The sequence below is a fragment of the Flavobacterium soli DSM 19725 genome, from assembly GCF_000422705.1.
Classification (GTDB): Bacteria; Bacteroidota; Bacteroidia; order Flavobacteriales; family Flavobacteriaceae; genus Flavobacterium; species Flavobacterium soli.
Window position 1 is genome coordinate 246,453 of the sequence record NZ_AUGO01000003.1, and the last position, 18,569, is coordinate 265,021.

The window sequence follows — 18,569 nt, forward strand, 5'->3', positions numbered from 1 at the left end:
TTTAACAGTGATTTATTTGATTAATGATTCTATGAATTGCTCATCAATATGGGTAAAATCGGGGAAGATAAATTTTGCTTCATGCAAAATTGTGGCATCGCCAATTCCAACACTTGTCATGTTAGCAATGTTTGCTGCTTGAACTCCTGCAACAGAATCTTCAAAAACGATTGCTTCTTCTGGTGCAACATTCAAAAGCTTAGCTGCTCTTAAAAAAACTTCGGGGTCTGGTTTTGCATTTGTAACATCATTTCCGTCCACAATCGCATCGAAATAGCTGATTATTCCTGTTTTTTCTAAAATTGGTCGCGCATTTTTACTGGCAGAACCTAAGGCAATCAACTGATTATTTTCTTTTAAAAATTTTAGAACTGGAACAACTCCGCTTAAAATTTCGCTCTCATCCATATCCACCAAATAGGATAGATAATCTTCATTTTTTTGAACCAGCCATTTGTCTTTATGTTCTTGGTCGGCTTCGATTTTTCCTAATTCGAGGATGATGTCGAGCGAACGAACGCGACTGACACCTTTTAATTCTTCGTTGTGTTCTGGGGTAAACTCGATTCCAAGCTGGTTGGCAATTTTTTGCCAGGCCAGATAATGGTATTTTGCGGTGTCAACGATTACACCGTCAAGGTCGAATATGAATGCTTTTTTATTCATTAATTGTAATTTTTGTTCTTTCGTTTACACGTAAAGTAAGTAGTCCGGCGATTATCATTGAGATTCCACCAATAATTAAGGCGTAAATAGGTTCGTCATCAAAAAATTGTTTTACTATAAACCCTAAAATTGTTGCAGCAACAATTTGAGGAATTACTACGAAGAAATTAAAAACCCCCATGTAATAGCCCATTTTTGCTGCAGGAAGTGATCCTGATAGCATAGCGTAAGGCATTGATAAAATACTTGCCCAAGCGATCCCGACACCAATCATTGGCAACAATAAAACACCTTTGTCTCCGATAAAATAAATTGAAATTAGACCGATTCCACCAGCAACTAAGGCTAACAAATGCGTCATTCTGATTCCGACTTTTTTGGCAATTACGGGAAGTAAAAATGCTACCGCTGCTGCAACTCCGTTATAAACAGTAAATAACACAGAAACCCAATCGGCAGCATCGTTGTATAACTTTGAGGTCGTATCTGTGGTTCCAAAAACATGTCCAGTAACAGCTTGAGTGGTATAAATCCACATTGAAAACAAGGCAAACCAAGAGAAAAATTGCACTAAGGCCAGTTTTTTCATAGTGGTTGGCATATTCAATAAATCGGTCATGATAATGGTAAAACCATTTTTTAGTTTTTTATTTCTCATCACGGAACTCATCATAAACAAAAGTCCAATAACAATTAATCCGATAAAGAGAATGTAAAGCTCTTTGGTAAGGTTTTCTTCATAAATATAAAAGGACACCAATGCTCCAAGAACCGTCATCAAAACACCAAAATTCAATTGCTTGCTGATGTTTTTCTTGGTTTCAAAATCCTCAACTTCTACTTTTCCCAACGCTTCTTTTTCTTGTTGTTCAAATGCATGAAGTTCTTCGGGAGAATATTCTTTCGATTTAAAAACGGTCCATAGAACGGCTAGTAAAAAAACTACTCCACCGATATAAAACGACCATTTTACAGAATCAGGAATAATTCCAGCTTCGGCAGTATTGCTAACGCCAAAAAGATTGGTAAATAAATAAGGAAGTAGAGAACCAACAACAGCACCCGTTCCGATAAAGAAACTTTGCATAGCAAAACCAAGAGTTCGTTGTTTTGTTGGCAAATTATCTCCCACGAAAGCCCTGAAAGGTTCCATCGAAACGTTGATGGAGGCATCCATAATCCATAAGGTTCCAGCTGCAATCCAAAGAGTTGGTGAATTTGGCATGATGAACAATGCAATTGAGGAAAGAATAGCACCTATTAAAAAATAAGGTCTTCTTCTTCCTAATCGGGTCCAAGTTCGATCGCTGAAATAACCAATAATAGGTTGAATAACTAAACCTGTAACCGGAGCTGCAATCCATAAGATTGGAATTTCATCGACCTTAGCACCTAATGTTTCGAATATTCGGGAAGTATTTGCATTCTGCAGAGCAAAACCAAACTGTATTCCTAAGAAACCGAAACTCATGTTCCAAATTTCCCAGAAACTTAATTTACGCTTTTCCATTATCGTAATGTGTTGATTTATTTACGATAAGCGATGTGCTTATCAAAACTTTATTTTGTTTTCGAAGTAAAAGTATAAGCTTTGATAATTGCTGTAAATATATAAAAGATTTTAGATTCTAGATTTTAGATTTTAGATTTTTTGCATTTTAACATTTACATTAGATTAAAAAACATTATTTTAAATACCTGAATTTAAGAATATTACAAAAAACTACAACGTTGGCGTAGATTCTCTAATTACCAAGTGTGTTTCGATGACTTCTGTTTTGTAATGTTCCTCTTCTTCCTCTTCAGATTCTAACCGTTCAATAAGCATTTTTGCAGCCTTTCCCCCCATTTTGATTCCGTTTTGGCTTACGGTTGTAATACTTGGAGAGGAATACTTAGATATGATTCCGTCTGTAAAACCGATAACAGATATTTCTTCTGGAACATTTCGTCCTAATTTTTTAGCAGCTTTAATGGCTGTTACCGCAAAAAGTTCGTTTACAGCAAAAACGGCATCCACTTCATTATTGTCCAGTAATTCTTCTATTTGAAGATCACACAAATCGATGTCCTCAATTTTCAGAATCAAGTTAGGATTCACCTCAATCGAATTGGTTTTTAATGCTTTGACATATCCATCAGTCCTTAATTTACCAACACTTACATAGTCAACAGTAGTAATCAAAGCAATTTTTCTAAACCCTTTATCAATTAAGGTCTGAACCGCTTCATAGGCAGCCAAGTTATCGTCGATAATCACTTTGTCACACAAAACATCATTTGTGACCCTGTCAAACATTACCACCGGCATTCCTTGATTCATTACCTCAGTAATGTGGTGAAAATCTTTTTTATGTTGGGTTTCTTTTGACAAGGACATAATAAAACCGTCGATTGTTCCATTGGCCAACATTTCCATATTAATCACCTCTTTATCAAAAGATTCATCCGAAAGCGTAACGATAACATTATAGCCGTGTTCATTGGCAACATGTTCAATTCCGCTGATTACGGTTGCAAAAAAATGATGCACGATTTCAGGAATTATAATCCCGATGGTTTTCGTTTTTTTGTTCTTTAAACTTAGAGCGATAAGGTTCGGCTTGTAGTTGTATAATTTTGCAAAAGCTTGCACTTTTTGACGTGTATCTTCACTTATTTCTGGACTGTCTCTTAACGATTTTGAAACAGTGGAAATGGACACATCTAATTCTTTTGCAATTTGTTTAAGGGTAACTTTTCTTCTCATGGTTTTTATAGTAATATGGTGTTTTCTGAATAAAGATAAATTTATTTTTTATTAATCTGATTTAAATGCCTGAAAATCTACATTTTCATTAAAGTTTTCAACACGAAAACGTTTTCGGTAGGTCGTTTCGCGAAAACGATTTTTTAGTTCAAAATATTTACATAAATTTAACATTCGAAGTAAAGATATAGGCGATTTTAACTAACAAAACTCAATTTTTAACCTAAACAAAATGTATGAAAACAATTTATAAAAAGTTGTTACTTTTATTACTGCTACTCCCTTTTAGCGTTCTGGCACAGAGCACGTTAAGCGGAACGGTTTTGGAAAAAACTTCCAACCTACCTCTCCCTGGAGTAAATGTAACAGTTGAAGGCTCTCAAAATGGCACTTCAACAGATTTTGATGGTAAATTTAATTTATCGAATGTAAAGAAAGGCGACAAAATCGTTTTTTCTTATATTGGATATAAAGATTTTTCTATCGTTTATGAAGCCCAAACCAATATTACGGTTTCCCTGGAAGAAGATGCTTCTGAATTGGATGAAGTAGTGGTAATTGGTTATGGATCTGTGAAAAAGAAAGACAACACAGGTGCTGTTTCAAAAGTTTCTGCAGAAAACTTGAATCAAGGAACTTTAGTAGATCCTATTCAGGGTCTTCAAGGGAAAGCAGCAGGTGTAACCATTACTAAACAAGGAGGTGATCCTAATGCTGGATTTAATGTCAGAATTCGTGGTGCAGCTGGATTTGCAGCTGGCGGAGGACCACTTTATGTTGTAGATGGAGTTAGAGGTGTTGATATTACTGCTATAGCTCCAGAGGACATTATATCTTATGACATCCTAAAAGATGCCGCTTCAACCGCTATTTATGGTGCAGATGGAGCAAATGGTGTGATTTTTATCACAACAAAAAGAGGAAGAGATGGAAAAACCAATATCGAATACAACACTTATGTTGCTATTGATGAAGTTGCTAATAAATTAGATTTACTTTCTGCTAGTCAATACAGAAAGGCTATTGCAGATAAAGGAGTAGCTTTTACAGATAATGGTGGAAATACTGATTGGCAAGACCAAATTTACAGAAGTGGAATTACGACCAACCATCAATTTGCGATTTCAGGCGGTAATGAATCTAGCAATTATAGAGCTTCTATAGCTCATACTGACTTTGAAGGTGTTATATCAGGTTCTGGAAAAACAAGAACTATTGGTAGATTAAATGTTACTCAAAAATCATTTAATGACAAATTAGTAGTTGATATGGGAATTTCAGGAACTATAGAAGGAAACTCTTATGTAAATTATGGTGGCAACGGACAAAATGATGTATTGTTCCAATCATTCCAAAGAGTTCCGACTGATCCTGTTTATAATGAAAATGGATCTCTTTTTGAAACAAATAGTGTTTTCAATTATTATAATCCTTTGGCATCTTTACAACAAATCGAAAACAATAGAGATGCTAAAAGATATACTGGAAACTTAAGTTTAGACTATGAACTAACAAAAGGATTGAATGCTAAAGTTGCTTTAACCTATTTAAGAAATGATGATGAATCAACTTATTTTGAGCCAACTTATGCTACAGTATATTCAGGACAAACTCTTTCAACTGAATTAAGAAGAGGATTTGGAAGAAGAACTTACAACAATTGGGAACAAAGTATGCTGGAAGCTACTTTAACTTACAAGAAAACGTTTGGTGAATCTCATAATCTTACATTATTAGGTGGTTACTCTTTCAGAGGAACAAATTGGAACGGTTTTAGTGCACAAGGTAGAAATCCTATTTCTAATCAATTAGGATCGGATGACTTACAGAATTTCGAAGATGTTTTATTAGGCGACATTGACTCTAACAAAGGAGAAAGAAAAGACATTGGTATGTTTGCGAGAGCAATGTATGATTATGATTCTAAATATTACCTGACGGGTATGATTAGAAGAGATGGTTCATCTGTATTTGGTAGAAATAATCAATGGGGTTATTTCCCATCTGTTCAGGCAGCTTGGAATGTTGCCAATGAAAGTTTTATAGCAGATAACTTAGAAAGCCTAAACCTTTTGAAATTTAGAGCGACTTGGGGTATTTCTGGAAACAGTAACATTCCTGCTGGAGTTCAAGATTTTCGTGTTGGTTATGTTGGAACTGGTATTGATACTGAAACAGGAAATCCTATCGTAAATTTAGGATATTACAACAATCCTAATCCAGATTTGAAATGGGATGAAAACCAAGAGATAAATTTAGGTTTAGATTTTGGATTATTTAAAAATAAAGTGAATGGTTCTGTAGAGTATTACAAAAAGACTTTAGATCAATTACTTATTGCAAATAATAATATTCCGATTGAAACTAACTTTTCGAATACTACGTATATAAATGGTGGTAAGATTGAGAATGAAGGTATCGAAGCAACTTTGAATATTAATTTAGTTGAAAGTAAGAATTTCACTTGGAATACTACATTAGTATATTCTACAAATAAACAAACTGTTGAAGCTTTAGGTAATGGTTATTATGACTATGATTTTATAGATGTAGACTTTATTTCTGGGCCGGGGTTAGTTGGAGTATCAACACAAAGAATGCAAGTAGGTTATGAACTAGGAACCTTTTTTGGTTTTGAATATGCAGGAGTTTCCGAAGGAAAATGGTTGATTAGAGGAAATGATGGGGAAATACATTACTTAGACGATGTGGGTCAATCTGATGAGCATAAAAAAGTAATTGGTAATGCACTTCCTGATTTTGAAGCTGGATGGAGTAACTATTTTACCTTTAAAAATTGGGATATGAGTATGTCCTTTAGAGCTGTTGTTGGTCATGATATCTATAACGCAACTAACATGGTTTTTGGAAATCCTGACTATTTAGGATCAAGAAATGTTAATAACGAAGCGGTATTGTTGAATGGAACTGTTGGAGGTGCCTATCAAACAATGGACTACTATATTGAAGATGGAAGTTTCATTCGTTTAGACAATATCAACTTAGGATATAGTTTTAACAATCCATCTTTTGCAAAAGGCATCAGCAAGTTGCGTCTTTATGCCTCTATGAATAACGTTTTTACACTAACAAATTATGGAGGAATTGATCCTGAAATTAATTTTTCTGGAGGAAATGGAAGTAATGAGATCTTTTTTGGAACAGATAAATACAACATCTATCCAAAAACTAGGACATTTACATTTGGTTTAAATATTGCATTTTAATTAAAAAGTTATGAAAATAAAAAACAAATTAGGGATATTAGCAATAAGCTTTTTAGCATTCGCCTGTACTGATTTAGAAACAGAAAACAGCGATTATTTATTAGCTGATCAATACCCGGAAAATCAAGAACAGGCTATTCGAGTTGCGAATCCTGTTTTCGCTAGAACACAAGGTCATGCCGATTGGGGCGGATGGTGGTTTCTTCAAGAAATAACTTCGGATGAAGCAACAGCACCGACAAGAGGTGGCGACTGGGATGATGGTGGAAAATGGAGAGCACTTCACCAACACAGTTGGGGACCTACAACCGAAGCGGTAGAACAAATGTATCGTTTTGTTTATGAAACAATGCCTCGTGCCAACAGAGCTATCGAATTACTTGAATTGGGTGCAGAATCAGACCCTGCTGTTCAAAGAGTACTATCTCAAACAATCGTTGCGAGAGCCTATTTTTATTACTTAGCAATTGACAACTTTGGAGATGTAGCCTTCCCTAGAACTTTTACGGGAGCTGATGAATTTCCTTCAAGAACACCAAGAGAAGAAGTTTTTGCAGCTATTGTTCAAGACATTAATGATAATATAGAATTTTTGCCAAATCCAGTACCCGGAGTTTCTTCAAGCTCTATCAATAAAGGTACAGCTTACGCATTATTAGCAAAACTATATCTTAATGCAGAAGTTTACACTGGAACTCCAATGTGGCAAGAAGCAATAGATGCATGTGATATGGTAATGTCTTTTGGCTACGCTTTAGAAGCAGATCCAAAAACACCATTTTTATCAGATAATGCAGCTACAAAAGAAAACATTTATACAGTTCCTTATGATGAAGATACATTTACAGGTTTTAACCTCCATATGAGAACCTTAAATTATCAGAATCAATTAACATTTGGAATGGGAATTCAGCCTTGGAACGGTTTTGCAACATTAGAAGACCATTACAATACATTTACTACAAATGACGCTAGAAAATATGCTTTATTAGAAGGTCAACAATTTGACATAAATGGAGTAGCTTTAACTGATGCTGATGCTGATGGTGCCAATGTAGTCTTAACGCCAAATATTCCAGCTTTATTAATGCCTGCGAATGTTTTCAACAAACAACAAATCAGAATGTCTGGAGTTAGAGTTGTAAAATGGGAAATTCCTGTTGGAGCTAGAGAAAATTTGAGTACAGATTTTCCAATATTTAGACTTGCCGATTTTATGCTTATGAAAGCTGAGGCACTAGTAAGGCTAAGTGGTCCTGGTGCTGGAGACGCATTAGTTAATCAAATTAAAGGAAGAGCTAACGCTCCAATCACTGGAGGATACAATTTGGATGACATTCTTGCTGAAAGAGGAAGAGAAATGATGTGGGAAGGACACAGACGCCAGGATTTAATTCGTTTTGGAAAATTCCAAAACCAATGGTGGGAGAAAACAAACACAGATCCAACCAGAAAATTATTCCCAATTCCACAATTTGCTATAAACGCAAACGACAATTTATTACCACAAAACGACGGATATTAAAAATATAAAAATATAAAGAAAATGAAAAAATTAACTTTTTTATTAGTTGGATTACTAGCATTTACGATAACATCTTGTAGTGATGAAGATCCAGATATTAATGTTTTAGGAAGTGAACAAATGACTGTCGCTCCTGTTTTAGAAATGCCTGCAACAATGGATTACGTTGTTACAAAAACAATTGATGATATAGTTGGAAATGAAACTATGGAAGCAGGAATTTTTACATGGTCGGCTGCTGACTCAGAATATAACGGTGAAATTCAATATTTTGTTCAATTAGCTCCGGCCGGTTCAAACTTTGTTGACTCATCTCGTTTATTTACTGCAGGCGTGACTGACTTATCAAAAGCATTCACTTTTGGAGATCTAAATAATGCTATTAACAGACTAGATGATCTTCTTGTAGCTAATGGCGCAGAGGGTTTTTCTTTTGGAGAATCAAATGCTGTTGATGTAAGAATTGTAGCAGTAGCAGGAGTATCACAAGCTACAATTTATTCTGAACCAATTACAATTAATGTAACTCCTTATGAACTTATTGTTGCAGAAACACCAAAATTATTTTTAGTTGGTGCTCCTCAAGCTTATTATGGTTTGGGTGCATGGGATAACACAACAGCTATAGAAATGAGATATATTGGATCTGGTGGGACTTTAGTTTTTGAAGCTTACGTGAAAGTTGGTACTGATGAAGGTTTTAAATTTATTGGACAACAAGGTTCTTGGGACAATGGTAATTATGGAACAATTGGTGGATCTCAAGATGGAAATCTAGAAAATTCTGGAGGAAGTGGTGACATAAAAGTTTCTGGAACAGATGGACCTGGTTTATACTACGTTCAAGTAGATATTGATGCTCTTACTTACAAAGCTGTAAAAATGGATTGGGGTATCATCGGTTCTGCTACTGCTGGCGGATGGGACAATGAAACTTCTATGACCTACGATTTTGCATCTAATAAATATTCCATTTCAGCTTCATTAGCAGATGGAGAATTAAAATTCAGATCAGCAAACACTGGTAATTTTATTTATAATGATGCTTGGAAATTTAACGTAGGTGTTAGTGATCCAAATGTTACCTACAATCCTGCTGCTACTAACTTCCCAATAACAGGAGGAACTTACAACCTCGAACTAACAATAAACTTCGACGGTACCGCAGTTGTAGGTGGCCTATAATAAACAATTAATTTCAAAGGCTGTTTCTTAAATGAAACAGCCTTTTTTAAATAAAATGCAATGAGAAAAATTACACTTTTATTATTTTTCCTTTACAGTGCTTTAGGATTGGCACAGATAACAACTGTACCATCTCCTCCCGAAGCAGGTGGAGCAGTAACAATCAAATTCAACAAGACAGGTACTCCTTTGGCAAGTTACACCGGAACTATTTATGCCCATATCGGACTAACTGTTAATGGTGTTATTTGGCAAAATGTTATTGGAAACTGGGGAAATAATGCTACACAGCCCGCCTTAGTTCTAGAATCGGGAACTACTTACAAGTTAGACATAACTCCAGATTTATATACTTATTTTGGCGTACCCACAACCAGTACAATTACCCAAATCTGTGTTGTTTTTAGAGGTGCAGCAGGTAGCCCACAAACTACTGATAACTTTATCAATGTTGGTGCCTTTCAAGTAAACTTGACAGCTCCAGTTGAAAACAGTACTGCGATTTTAGCATCAGGCAGCAACATTACAGTTTCTGCAACTAACACGGGTGGAAACGCCAGTTACACCTTGAAATCAAATGGTGTGACGATCAATACAAACGCTAGTACTTCGAACTATTCTTATACGCATTCTGGGCTAACCGCGAACCAAAGTTATACTCTGGAAGTGGTGCAGGGAACATCAACTATTACGAAGAAATTTTCTGCAATTGTGAATCCGGGAATAATAAGTCAAGCCCTTCCTGCTGGAGTGGTAGATGGAATTAATTATAATCCTACGGATGACACCAAAGCAACATTGGTACTGAATGCTCCTTTTAAGGATTTCGTATATGTTGCAGGTAGCTTCAACAATTGGCAGCCAGTTGGTACTCATGCCATGAAAAAAGATCCTACTTCAGGTAAATTTTGGTTGGAATTAACTGGATTAACCTCTGGAACTTCCTATTCGTATCAATATTGGATTGGAGATCAAACGAATCTTCCAGCCAATTCACCTGCTTTGGTAAAAACTGCTGACCCTTTTTCTACTTTGGTATTGAGTCCTTTTGATGATCCTGAAATTCAAACTTTAGGGGTTTATCCAAATTTACCACAATATCCAGAAGGTCAAGAAAGAGAAGTTACGGTTTTGCAAACTGGTCCAAATGCACATCACGCTTATACTTGGAGTGAAGCTACTACCAATTTCGTAAAACCTAGCAAAAAAGACTTGGTAATTTATGAGGTATTGGTTAGGGATTTTGATGCAAACAGAACGTATCAAAACTTGATTGACAGAATTGATTATTTCAAAAATCTGAATATCAATGCGATTCAGTTAATGCCTGTTATGGAATTTGAAGGCAACGAAAGCTGGGGATACAATACCGTTTTTCACATGGCTCTTGACAAAAGATACGGTTCGGAAGCTAAGCTGAAAGAATTCATTGACTTATGCCATCAAAATGGTATTGCAGTTATCTTGGACATTGCTTTAAACCACGTGTATGGCCGTTCTCCACTCGAAAGAATGTGGATGCTTGATTCAAACGGAGATGGTTGGGCAAACGACAACCCTAGAGTTTCTGCCGAAAATCCATATGCCAATCAAAGTGCAAGACATTCGTACAACGTAGGTACCGATTTGAATCATTTTAATGAACCAAACAACCTTACCAACACCTATGTTCAACGAACAATCCAACACTGGATGAACAATTTTAAAATCGATGGTTTTAGATGGGATTTGACCAAAGGTTTTACACAGAATTGTCCTTATACAGGAAGCGGAACTGCACAAGATGCTTGTACCAATAACTATCAAACTGATCGTGTTGCAAAACTAAAATGGTATGCTGATATGCAATGGGCTATCGATCCAAATTTCTATGTAATTTTCGAACATCTTGGCAACGGAGGTTCTTATACCGAAGAAGTAGAATGGGCAAATTATAGAAAAACGGGTGAGGCCGATGGAATTTCAAAAGGAATCATGCAATGGAGAAAAATGACAGATCCTTATGCTAATTTCTTGAAAGGAAACAGTACCAACCTTTCAGGTGTTGCTGATGCGACTGAACGATTTATCGGTTATGCCGAAAGTCATGATGAAGAAAGAGTAATGTATAAAGCTTTGACCGAAACTGGACAAACTCAAAACAATCTTTCAAAAGCACTTAAAAGATTATCCGCTTTGGGTGCCGTGCATCTTTTGGTTCCAGGTCCTAAAATGATTTATCACTTTGGGTCTTTAGGTTATGATGATTCGATTTTTACTTGTAACAACGGAACTGTAAATCCTCCTGGTTCAGGAACTGGAAACCCAACAGGAGATTGCAAACTGGACTCTAAACCACAACCGCAATGGACAGAAAACTGGTTAGGAGATGTGGCAAGAAAGCAAGTATATGATGACTGGGCAAAAATGATCGCTTTTAGAACAAATGAAAATGTTTTTGAAACTGGACAACATGCTTGGAACTTTTCTACAACTGGAAAACCTAGATTAGATATTTGGACAAGTACTGTTCAAACGGAAGACTTGAGTTATGTTTTTGTACTAACCAATGCTACAAATAGTATTTCAAACACCCCAGGAGGTTTTCCTTACACAGGAACTTGGTATAATTTGATGGATGGAACTCCACTTATTGTGACAAACACAACCATGAACATTTCAATCGAGGCAGACGGTTTCAGAGTTTTTGGTAACAAACAAGCTCTATTGGACAAAAATGAATTTAATGTGACTAAAGCTACATTATATCCAAACCCTTCCAGCAACACATTTCAAATCAATGTGACAACCAAAGAAGTCACTATTTATTCGATTACCGGACAATTGGTAGTAAATTTTAAAGGTGGTTTCGAAAGCAACCATACCTATGCAATTGACGGATTAAATCAAGGAATTTATTTGGTAAAAGTAACAGACGAAAACGACAATCATACTTCCATAAAGTTGATTAAAAAATAAGGTTTGATTAGTTAAATTAGGTTTGAAAATGCCTTTCCAATTCGTTTTGGGAAGGCATTTTTTTTAAAGCAGAATCTTCACCAATCCTTCGGCTATGCAACGCCATAAAAAATTATAAAAAGATTTTTCTTGGATTCTTTTTAACTCCACCTCTGTTTCCTTGAGTTCTCCATTTGAATCATTTTTGATAAAAAGATTTCCAATAGCACTTTTGATCTTACTTTCCTTTTCAGGTTTTTTCTTCTTGTATAACTTGACTTTAAAATCGTGGTATTCTAGAGCAAAATCACCTTTTGCATTAACATCATTTCCTGTAAAATTAAAATATACCTTGTCCAAAATTCCTTTCGTAGTTGCATTGATGTAAGGTTTGGAAAAAACCGAAATCTGATCGGTATCAAAATTCAAGATGCTTCCTTTGATATTGAATCCGTCAGATTTATCCAAAATATTGAAGCTCCAGTCTACTTTCATTGGCGAAGTATTCATAAACTTGCAATCGACCTTGATTTTTACATCGGGCATTTTTTGTTGTCCAAAGCCGCTTCCAAGATTTCGAGCAGTTAGATTGAAATTATTAAAGGTCAACAACCCCGCTCCTTTCTCGAAGGTTTTTTCTTCTTCATATTCCAGCAAAGCATTTTTAACCATCAACGTATCGACTTTCAGGGAAAAGGGCAAATCACGAAGCAGTTTATTGTATAATTTTTTCTTGCTCAAGTCATCTTCAGGAATCTTACTTCGGTAGATATTGGCATAGACTTTATCTAGGGTAATATTGGAAGTATTGAAGAAAAAACGATCATCCTTGAAACCCCAATCCATATTGGCAACCGAAATATCATCCGCTTTTAGCGTAAATAAATCTTTCTCTTTCGCCAATTGACGAACAAATTGTTGCCTATTGAATTCTGAAACCATCGAGAAATTTTTCATTGCCAATCCAGTGTTCGTCGTTTTCACATTACTCGCTCGAATGTAATATTGCTGATTGGTCAGAAAAAAAAGACTATCACAATCGAAGGCATAACTTTCATATGAGAATGGGATTTTTTGTTCCAAAATTTCATCGGAAATCAAAATACCATCCAATTGAACCATTACGTTTTTGACACTCAAAACAGGCGTGTTATCCTTTACATAAATAATTTTAAAATCACCTCTGTTCAAATTCACGTTGGAAACAACAATCAACTTCTGGAAAGGTTCCACGACTTGGTTCCGAATACTCTTATAATTGTTGATTGCTTTTTTTTCCCTCTTATACAACACCACTTCAGGTTGATTCACTGTTATAGCATACGCCTTAATTTTATCATTGAAAAGAATACCCGAAATACTGAAATCGGTTATTTCTATAGATTCAATTTTAGAATAAATTCCGGCCTTGTTCACAGTATCGTTCAAGGATGATTTTGGCACGACTGTAATGCCTGTAGCTTTAATTGTTCTTGAAAGCAAGGAAACTTCAAGCTGATCATAAGTGATATGATAAGGTGTTTCATTTTTCTCCGAAATTATTTTCGGTAATTGGGTGTTGATCCAAATATTAAGTCCAAAATTGACCAAAAATGCCAAAATCAGTACACTGATGGCAACAATTGCAATCTTCAGGTATAGCGGTTTCTTTTTCATACTTAGGGGTGATAGCTATATAAATGTAGGAACTTAAAATTTAGTTGGTGTTTATATTATCATAAAATTAAGATCGAAGTGCTCAGAACAAGGTAAGTGGCTGGTTATTTTCAATATGAAAACCTGCCTTTAAGTTTCCCGTTCTAAAAAGATTTACCTTTTCGTGTGCCAAGCGTGTTGGTTCTGGAATTCGGTATTTTCCCATGCAATTTTTCATTATCGCAAGACTTTCTTCGGGAGTAATTAGATTTCCGGGTGCAATATAAACAGGCTGAACGTTCTTTTTTGTTCGAAGGGCATAACCCAATAATTCCCCTTTATTAAAAATAGCTTCACTTGAAAAAGCTTCCATCCCGAGAGTATCAAATTTTCCATAAAGTATACTTTTTGCACAACCAATTGTAGGCTGGTTATGCAATACTCCAAAATGGGATGCGATTCCCATTCTCCTGGGATGCGTTATTCCTTGTCCGTCGAGAACAAGCAAGTCGGGTTTTTGAGGTAATTGTTGCCAGGCAAGCATCAAAGAAGGGACTTCCCGAAAAGCCAAATATCCAGGAACATACGGAAAAGTAGTTACAGAAGAAATGAGTGAATAGGATTGAAGAATCATTTCCGGATAGCTCAAAATCACGATTCCAGCATAAACAGTTGTACTGTATTTATTGAAAGAAATATCAGCTCCGCCGATAGTCTTTATTTCTTTTTCAAGCGGTTGCAATAGGACTTGTTCACGCATTTCCAATTGGAGGCGAGTGGCTTCAGTTATTGTAAAATGATCGTATGTAAACATTGGCATTTAGTGTTCTTATAAATATAGGAACAAAAAACATCTGTTATTGTTTAATTTATCTTAAATAAAAAAGCTGCAAATAAAATTTACAGCCTTCTATTATCTTAAAAAAAACATATTCTAATAATCAAAATACCAGTTGAAGATGTCAGCTCTCAAACCTATTGTAAACCAGGTAGTATCTTCCTTAAAAACTGTTGGCGTATCAGTTTCTGGACTAAAGCTTCTATAGATTAAACTTCCAAAAAGCTTCAAATTTGTAGCCGGATTGATCAAATATCCCGCTTGCAAATCAGCAATCATGATATTGGTTTTATTTCCTTGACCGATGACAACACCATTGTCAAAAGGTCTATTTTCTTCGTAGGTCTTGTAGATATTTCCTCCATAATTGAATCCATCCTCGGCAGTATCAAAATCCAAGCCTCTAACTCCCAGCGTCAATTTTGCATCAGCAAAATACCTTCCTTTGTGGTATCGGGCTATGGCAATAAATTCCTTCATATTCCCTCCCCATTGGTGCCCTAAACTCTGGTTATTGTGTCCATAATTCGTGATGGCTTCACTGTGAGAATACACATACGGACGAAGGTGGTTGTATTCTACCTGAAGTAACAGGTTTTTTATATTTAAGGCGTTGAAATATTTCAGCCCGATTTGGTATCCATATTTGTTTCCCCAACTTTTATTTTGCTCCTTGATGTCGGCTAACGAGAATTCATCCAAGATAAATTGTCCATAAAGATTGAATTGGTTATTCAATTTGTATTTCGCAGTCATTCCTAAAACGGCATTTCCACTTCTGGAAGAAGATGTAAATTCTACTGTCCTGTAAAAAATAATCGGATTTACGAAGTTCATATCAAAACCTCTATCATTTGAATTGGTCCAAATCACCGATTCGAAAAAACCGATGTTCATTCGCTTGCTAAGATTCCAACTCAAGTAATGATTAGCCATAAATTTAGTGGCATACGTTCGCTCTTCAGTCACTTCGGGACGAACATCTTTTAGCCACATATAGGTATTGGTATATTTTATTTTCCAAAAAGTAGTATTGATTTTAAAGAAAGGATACGGACTTGCTCCATCACCCATCAATAAAGATCTATAACCGTCACCCAGGAAATTCCTGCCATAACCCAATTGTAAATTGATGGCATTACTTGGCGTAAAGGTTAAAGTGGCATCTGCCGAAGGAAAATCATAGGCATCTTCCTTGAATCGTTTTCCAATTCCAATACCTGGAATAATACCCGGATTTCCACCATCTGGCGGAATGGACTCGATATAGCGATTGTAATAATCTGCAAACCGACCTTGACTTTCATAGATAGTCGAGGTCAGAACTAGATTTTTACCTAAACCTGCTTGAACTTGAAGTCCTCTCGTGTTTTGATAAGTATAACTGACATCACTCGGGCTGCTTTTCCCAACTCGAAGATCAACAATGGGATTTAAAGTAATCCAATAATCTTCACCTTGCATTTGAAAAAAGTGTTCGTTCCAAAGTTTCTTACCCCACCAGCCTTCTTTGTTTTTCATCAGCTTTTGATTCTCTGCTTTCAAATCATAATATTTGGCAACTTCAGCATAAGTATAAGGTTTCGAAGCGGTGTGGTTATTGCTTCCCACTTGATTCATTTCGTCATCAAATTGAGCATAAAAACTATGAGACAAGGGAATATTCAAATTACTTGTTAAGACTGGATTATCAAATTTTTTATAGACGATACTGTCAAATTCCGTGAGTTCCTTATTCCTGTTTTCCTTAATTATTGTAGCTTCATCTTTTTCAACAACCAAGGTGTCACTTTGATTTTGAAGCGGAATGGCAATTTTGTAGATATATTTTGAATAGGTGGCATTACCATTAAATGTTGGTGGTTTCACTTTTGGAAGCATCCCAAAAACACGCTTGCTTTCCTTTACCAATTCTGGATAAATCGCATCCACATATTGTACTTTAAATGTTCCTGTTGTATCCACTTCAAAAAGCACTTTGACATTTCCCTTGTAATTGTTTTGCTTCAAATCATCGGGAACTTGAAAATTATTAAATACAAAATCCTGCAATTGCGAATAAAAACAATTTTCTAATTCGACACCATTTAGGTTTTCACAGTTACTAAAAACGGGGAACTTTTCTGAACTACGGCTTTGCGAAAACACAAAAAACGTATTTAGAAAAAACAATACCAGTAGGCTCTTCTTCATTTTATTTTTTTATTTCAGAAATTAGTACTCCTTATTTGAAACTCCTCCGTTTGCAATTGCTTTCGCAGATGAAGTTCCGATTCTTTTCACGCCAAGTTTAATCATTTGAACTGCTTCTTCATATGTTCTAACACCTCCTGCAGCTTTGATGGGCAACGGACAAGCATTTTCAAGCATCATGATAATAGTTGGGATTGTAGCACCATTCGGCTCATTATTAATTGTTTTATAAAAACCTGTAGAGGATTTTACAAAAACCGAACTATAAAATTCTTCCTTGAAATTCGACATCACGATATTTTTTATGAGTGCCGAAAGTTGCACAATTTGCTGATGGTTTAAAGCCGCAACTTCGATGATCCATTTCACAATTTTATGATGTTCCAAACCTAGTTTTGTGCATTCCAGAAGCTCTTCTTTTACCAATGCGAGATTTCCATCCTTAAAAGCTTCGTAGTTGCATACAAAATCCAAATCATCGGCTCCATCCAAAATCGCTTGATTGGCTTCCTTTAATTTTTCTTCTAATGAAGATTGTCCTAGGGGAAAATCAATAACGGTTCCAATATGCACTTTCGATTTGGACTCAACAATCATTTCTTTGGCGGAAGGTACCATTTCTGGACGAATCATGATGAGTTTAAACTGTTCATCCATGGCTTCCTGAATAAATTGCTGGACGACTTTTTTATTCTCAACTTCGCTAAGTCCTGCTTGTTCGGCAGTTTTCAAATAGGTGGAGTCTAAATATTGTTTGATGTTCATCTGATAAAAATAAAAAAATCCCAGCGAATGGGACTGTTTTTCTAGTTTATTTTTTTAGAAGTTTTTTAAAGTAGCTTAATGCAATTTGGATTACAATTATCGCCAATATACTTCCTGAAGTATTTGCCAAAACATCCAAAGGATCACCACTTCTAGTCACGGTAAATTGGTCTTGGCAAATTTCAATTGTTACTCCATAAAAAAATGAAAATAAAAAAGCCTTGATTAATGCGTTTCTATTTTCATTTAAAAAATAAAATTTAAAGGTCAAAAACCACAAGAATGTCATTCCGAAGTGGAATGTAATGTGACCTATCTTATCAAAGTGATCTGCTTCTATTTTGGGCAGATCATTAAAACTAGCCAAACAGAAAAAAGTAACTATGGCTGTCCAAATAATGGTTAGCCATAGTACTAGTTTTTTATGCTCCAATAAGTTCTTTATAAGCTTCACTTGATAGTAATTCATTAAAATCATCTACATTCGAAACTTTTACTTTGATCATCCAGCCATCTCCATAAGGATCTTTGTTTACTTTTTCTGGATCGCTTTCTAGAGAATCATTGAATTCGATGATTTCTCCAGCCAATGGCAAGAACAAATCCGAAACTGTTTTTACAGCCTCAACCGTTCCAAAAACCTCATCTTTTTCAAGGGTTTGGTCCAAGGTTTCTACCTCAACATAAACGATATCTCCTAATTCTTTTTGAGCAAATTCTGTAATTCCTACAGTTGCAACATCGCCATCTAGGCTAACCCATTCGTGGTCTTTAGTGTATTTTAAATTCGATGGAATATTCATTGTTATAGTGTTTTGTTGTTTGAAAAAGCAAATGTATAGCTTACTA

At 35.5% G+C, this 18,569-nt stretch carries 13 protein-coding genes; 4 read left to right on the top strand and 9 right to left on the bottom strand.

Going from position 1 to position 18,569, the window contains the following annotated elements; translation table 11 throughout:
* Positions 1-12: 12 nt before the first annotated feature.
* The 3 genes from pgmB to G508_RS0106590 form a co-directional block, all read right to left on the bottom strand.
* On the bottom strand, positions 13-666 hold the full coding sequence (gene pgmB / locus G508_RS0106580; RefSeq protein WP_026704573.1) for a beta-phosphoglucomutase: 654 nt from the start codon (positions 664-666) through the stop codon (positions 13-15).
* A complete protein-coding gene (locus G508_RS0106585) occupies positions 659-2,176 on the bottom strand; it encodes an MFS transporter (RefSeq protein WP_026704574.1) in 1,518 nt (505 codons plus the stop codon). Before G508_RS0106585 ends, pgmB begins: the two co-directional genes overlap by 8 nt.
* Before the next feature lie 213 nt (positions 2,177-2,389).
* Entirely contained in the window at positions 2,390-3,415 is a 1,026-nt protein-coding gene (locus G508_RS0106590; RefSeq protein ID WP_026704575.1) for a LacI family DNA-binding transcriptional regulator, read from the bottom strand.
* Positions 3,416-3,651: 236 nt separating this feature from the next.
* On the opposite strand from G508_RS0106590, the gene G508_RS0106600 reads away from it, so the two are divergent.
* From G508_RS0106600 to G508_RS0106615, 4 genes are read left to right on the top strand one after another with little or no spacing between them, the layout of a single operon-like run.
* Positions 3,652-6,642, top strand: a complete 2,991-nt coding sequence (locus G508_RS0106600) for a SusC/RagA family TonB-linked outer membrane protein (protein ID WP_026704576.1) — start codon at positions 3,652-3,654, stop codon at positions 6,640-6,642.
* A gap of 10 nt (positions 6,643-6,652) precedes the next feature.
* Positions 6,653-8,167 (top strand): RagB/SusD family nutrient uptake outer membrane protein, encoded by a 1,515-nt coding sequence (locus tag G508_RS0106605; RefSeq protein ID WP_026704577.1) that lies wholly within the window; start codon positions 6,653-6,655, stop codon positions 8,165-8,167.
* Positions 8,168-8,188: 21 nt separating this feature from the next.
* Complete coding sequence (locus G508_RS0106610; protein ID WP_026704578.1) at positions 8,189-9,352, top strand: SusE domain-containing protein; 1,164 nt, start codon at positions 8,189-8,191, stop codon at positions 9,350-9,352.
* Between the two features lie 60 nt (positions 9,353-9,412).
* Positions 9,413-12,310 (top strand): alpha-amylase family glycosyl hydrolase, encoded by a 2,898-nt coding sequence (locus tag G508_RS0106615; RefSeq protein WP_026704579.1) that lies wholly within the window; start codon positions 9,413-9,415, stop codon positions 12,308-12,310.
* A 63-nt stretch (positions 12,311-12,373) separates the two neighbouring features.
* Here G508_RS0106615 and G508_RS0106620 read toward each other — a convergent pair whose 3' ends face one another.
* The 6 genes from G508_RS0106620 to gcvH all read right to left on the bottom strand — a co-directional run bounded on the left by G508_RS0106620 (position 12,374) and on the right by gcvH (position 18,523).
* The gene (locus G508_RS0106620) at positions 12,374-13,945 is read right to left on the bottom strand and encodes a hypothetical protein (protein ID WP_026704580.1); all 1,572 of its coding nucleotides are present in this window, start codon (positions 13,943-13,945) and stop codon (positions 12,374-12,376) included.
* Between the two features lie 82 nt (positions 13,946-14,027).
* A complete protein-coding gene (gene nfi / locus G508_RS0106625) occupies positions 14,028-14,738 on the bottom strand; it encodes a deoxyribonuclease V (RefSeq protein ID WP_084625934.1) in 711 nt (236 codons plus the stop codon).
* A 120-nt stretch (positions 14,739-14,858) separates the two neighbouring features.
* A complete protein-coding gene (locus tag G508_RS0106630; RefSeq protein WP_026704582.1) occupies positions 14,859-16,955 on the bottom strand; it encodes a gliding motility protein RemB in 2,097 nt (698 codons plus the stop codon).
* A gap of 21 nt (positions 16,956-16,976) precedes the next feature.
* Positions 16,977-17,720 (bottom strand): deoxyribose-phosphate aldolase, encoded by a 744-nt coding sequence (deoC, locus tag G508_RS0106635; protein WP_026704583.1) that lies wholly within the window; start codon positions 17,718-17,720, stop codon positions 16,977-16,979.
* 46 nt (positions 17,721-17,766) lie between these two features.
* Positions 17,767-18,189, bottom strand: coding sequence for a VanZ family protein (locus tag G508_RS19770; protein WP_084625924.1), 423 nt, complete (start codon positions 18,187-18,189; stop codon positions 17,767-17,769).
* Complete coding sequence (gcvH, locus tag G508_RS0106645) at positions 18,143-18,523, bottom strand: glycine cleavage system protein GcvH (RefSeq protein WP_026704585.1); 381 nt, start codon at positions 18,521-18,523, stop codon at positions 18,143-18,145. The genes G508_RS19770 and gcvH overlap by 47 nt, the downstream gene beginning before the upstream one ends.
* Positions 18,524-18,569: the final 46 nt, after the last annotated feature.

Coding starts and splice junctions, on each gene's coding strand:
- pgmB (WP_026704573.1), bottom strand. CDS start 666: ATGAATAAAAAAGCATTCATATTCGACCTTGACGGTGTAATCGTTGAC.
- G508_RS0106585 (WP_026704574.1), bottom strand. CDS start 2,176: ATGGAAAAGCGTAAATTAAGTTTCTGGGAAATTTGGAACATGAGTTTC.
- G508_RS0106590 (WP_026704575.1), bottom strand. CDS start 3,415: ATGAGAAGAAAAGTTACCCTTAAACAAATTGCAAAAGAATTAGATGTG.
- G508_RS0106600 (WP_026704576.1), top strand. CDS start 3,652: ATGAAAACAATTTATAAAAAGTTGTTACTTTTATTACTGCTACTCCCT.
- G508_RS0106605 (WP_026704577.1), top strand. CDS start 6,653: ATGAAAATAAAAAACAAATTAGGGATATTAGCAATAAGCTTTTTAGCA.
- G508_RS0106610 (WP_026704578.1), top strand. CDS start 8,189: ATGAAAAAATTAACTTTTTTATTAGTTGGATTACTAGCATTTACGATA.
- G508_RS0106615 (WP_026704579.1), top strand. CDS start 9,413: ATGAGAAAAATTACACTTTTATTATTTTTCCTTTACAGTGCTTTAGGA.
- G508_RS0106620 (WP_026704580.1), bottom strand. CDS start 13,945: ATGAAAAAGAAACCGCTATACCTGAAGATTGCAATTGTTGCCATCAGT.
- nfi (WP_084625934.1), bottom strand. CDS start 14,738: ATGTTTACATACGATCATTTTACAATAACTGAAGCCACTCGCCTCCAA.
- G508_RS0106630 (WP_026704582.1), bottom strand. CDS start 16,955: ATGAAGAAGAGCCTACTGGTATTGTTTTTTCTAAATACGTTTTTTGTG.
- deoC (WP_026704583.1), bottom strand. CDS start 17,720: ATGAACATCAAACAATATTTAGACTCCACCTATTTGAAAACTGCCGAA.
- G508_RS19770 (WP_084625924.1), bottom strand. CDS start 18,189: ATGAATTACTATCAAGTGAAGCTTATAAAGAACTTATTGGAGCATAAA.
- gcvH (WP_026704585.1), bottom strand. CDS start 18,523: ATGAATATTCCATCGAATTTAAAATACACTAAAGACCACGAATGGGTT.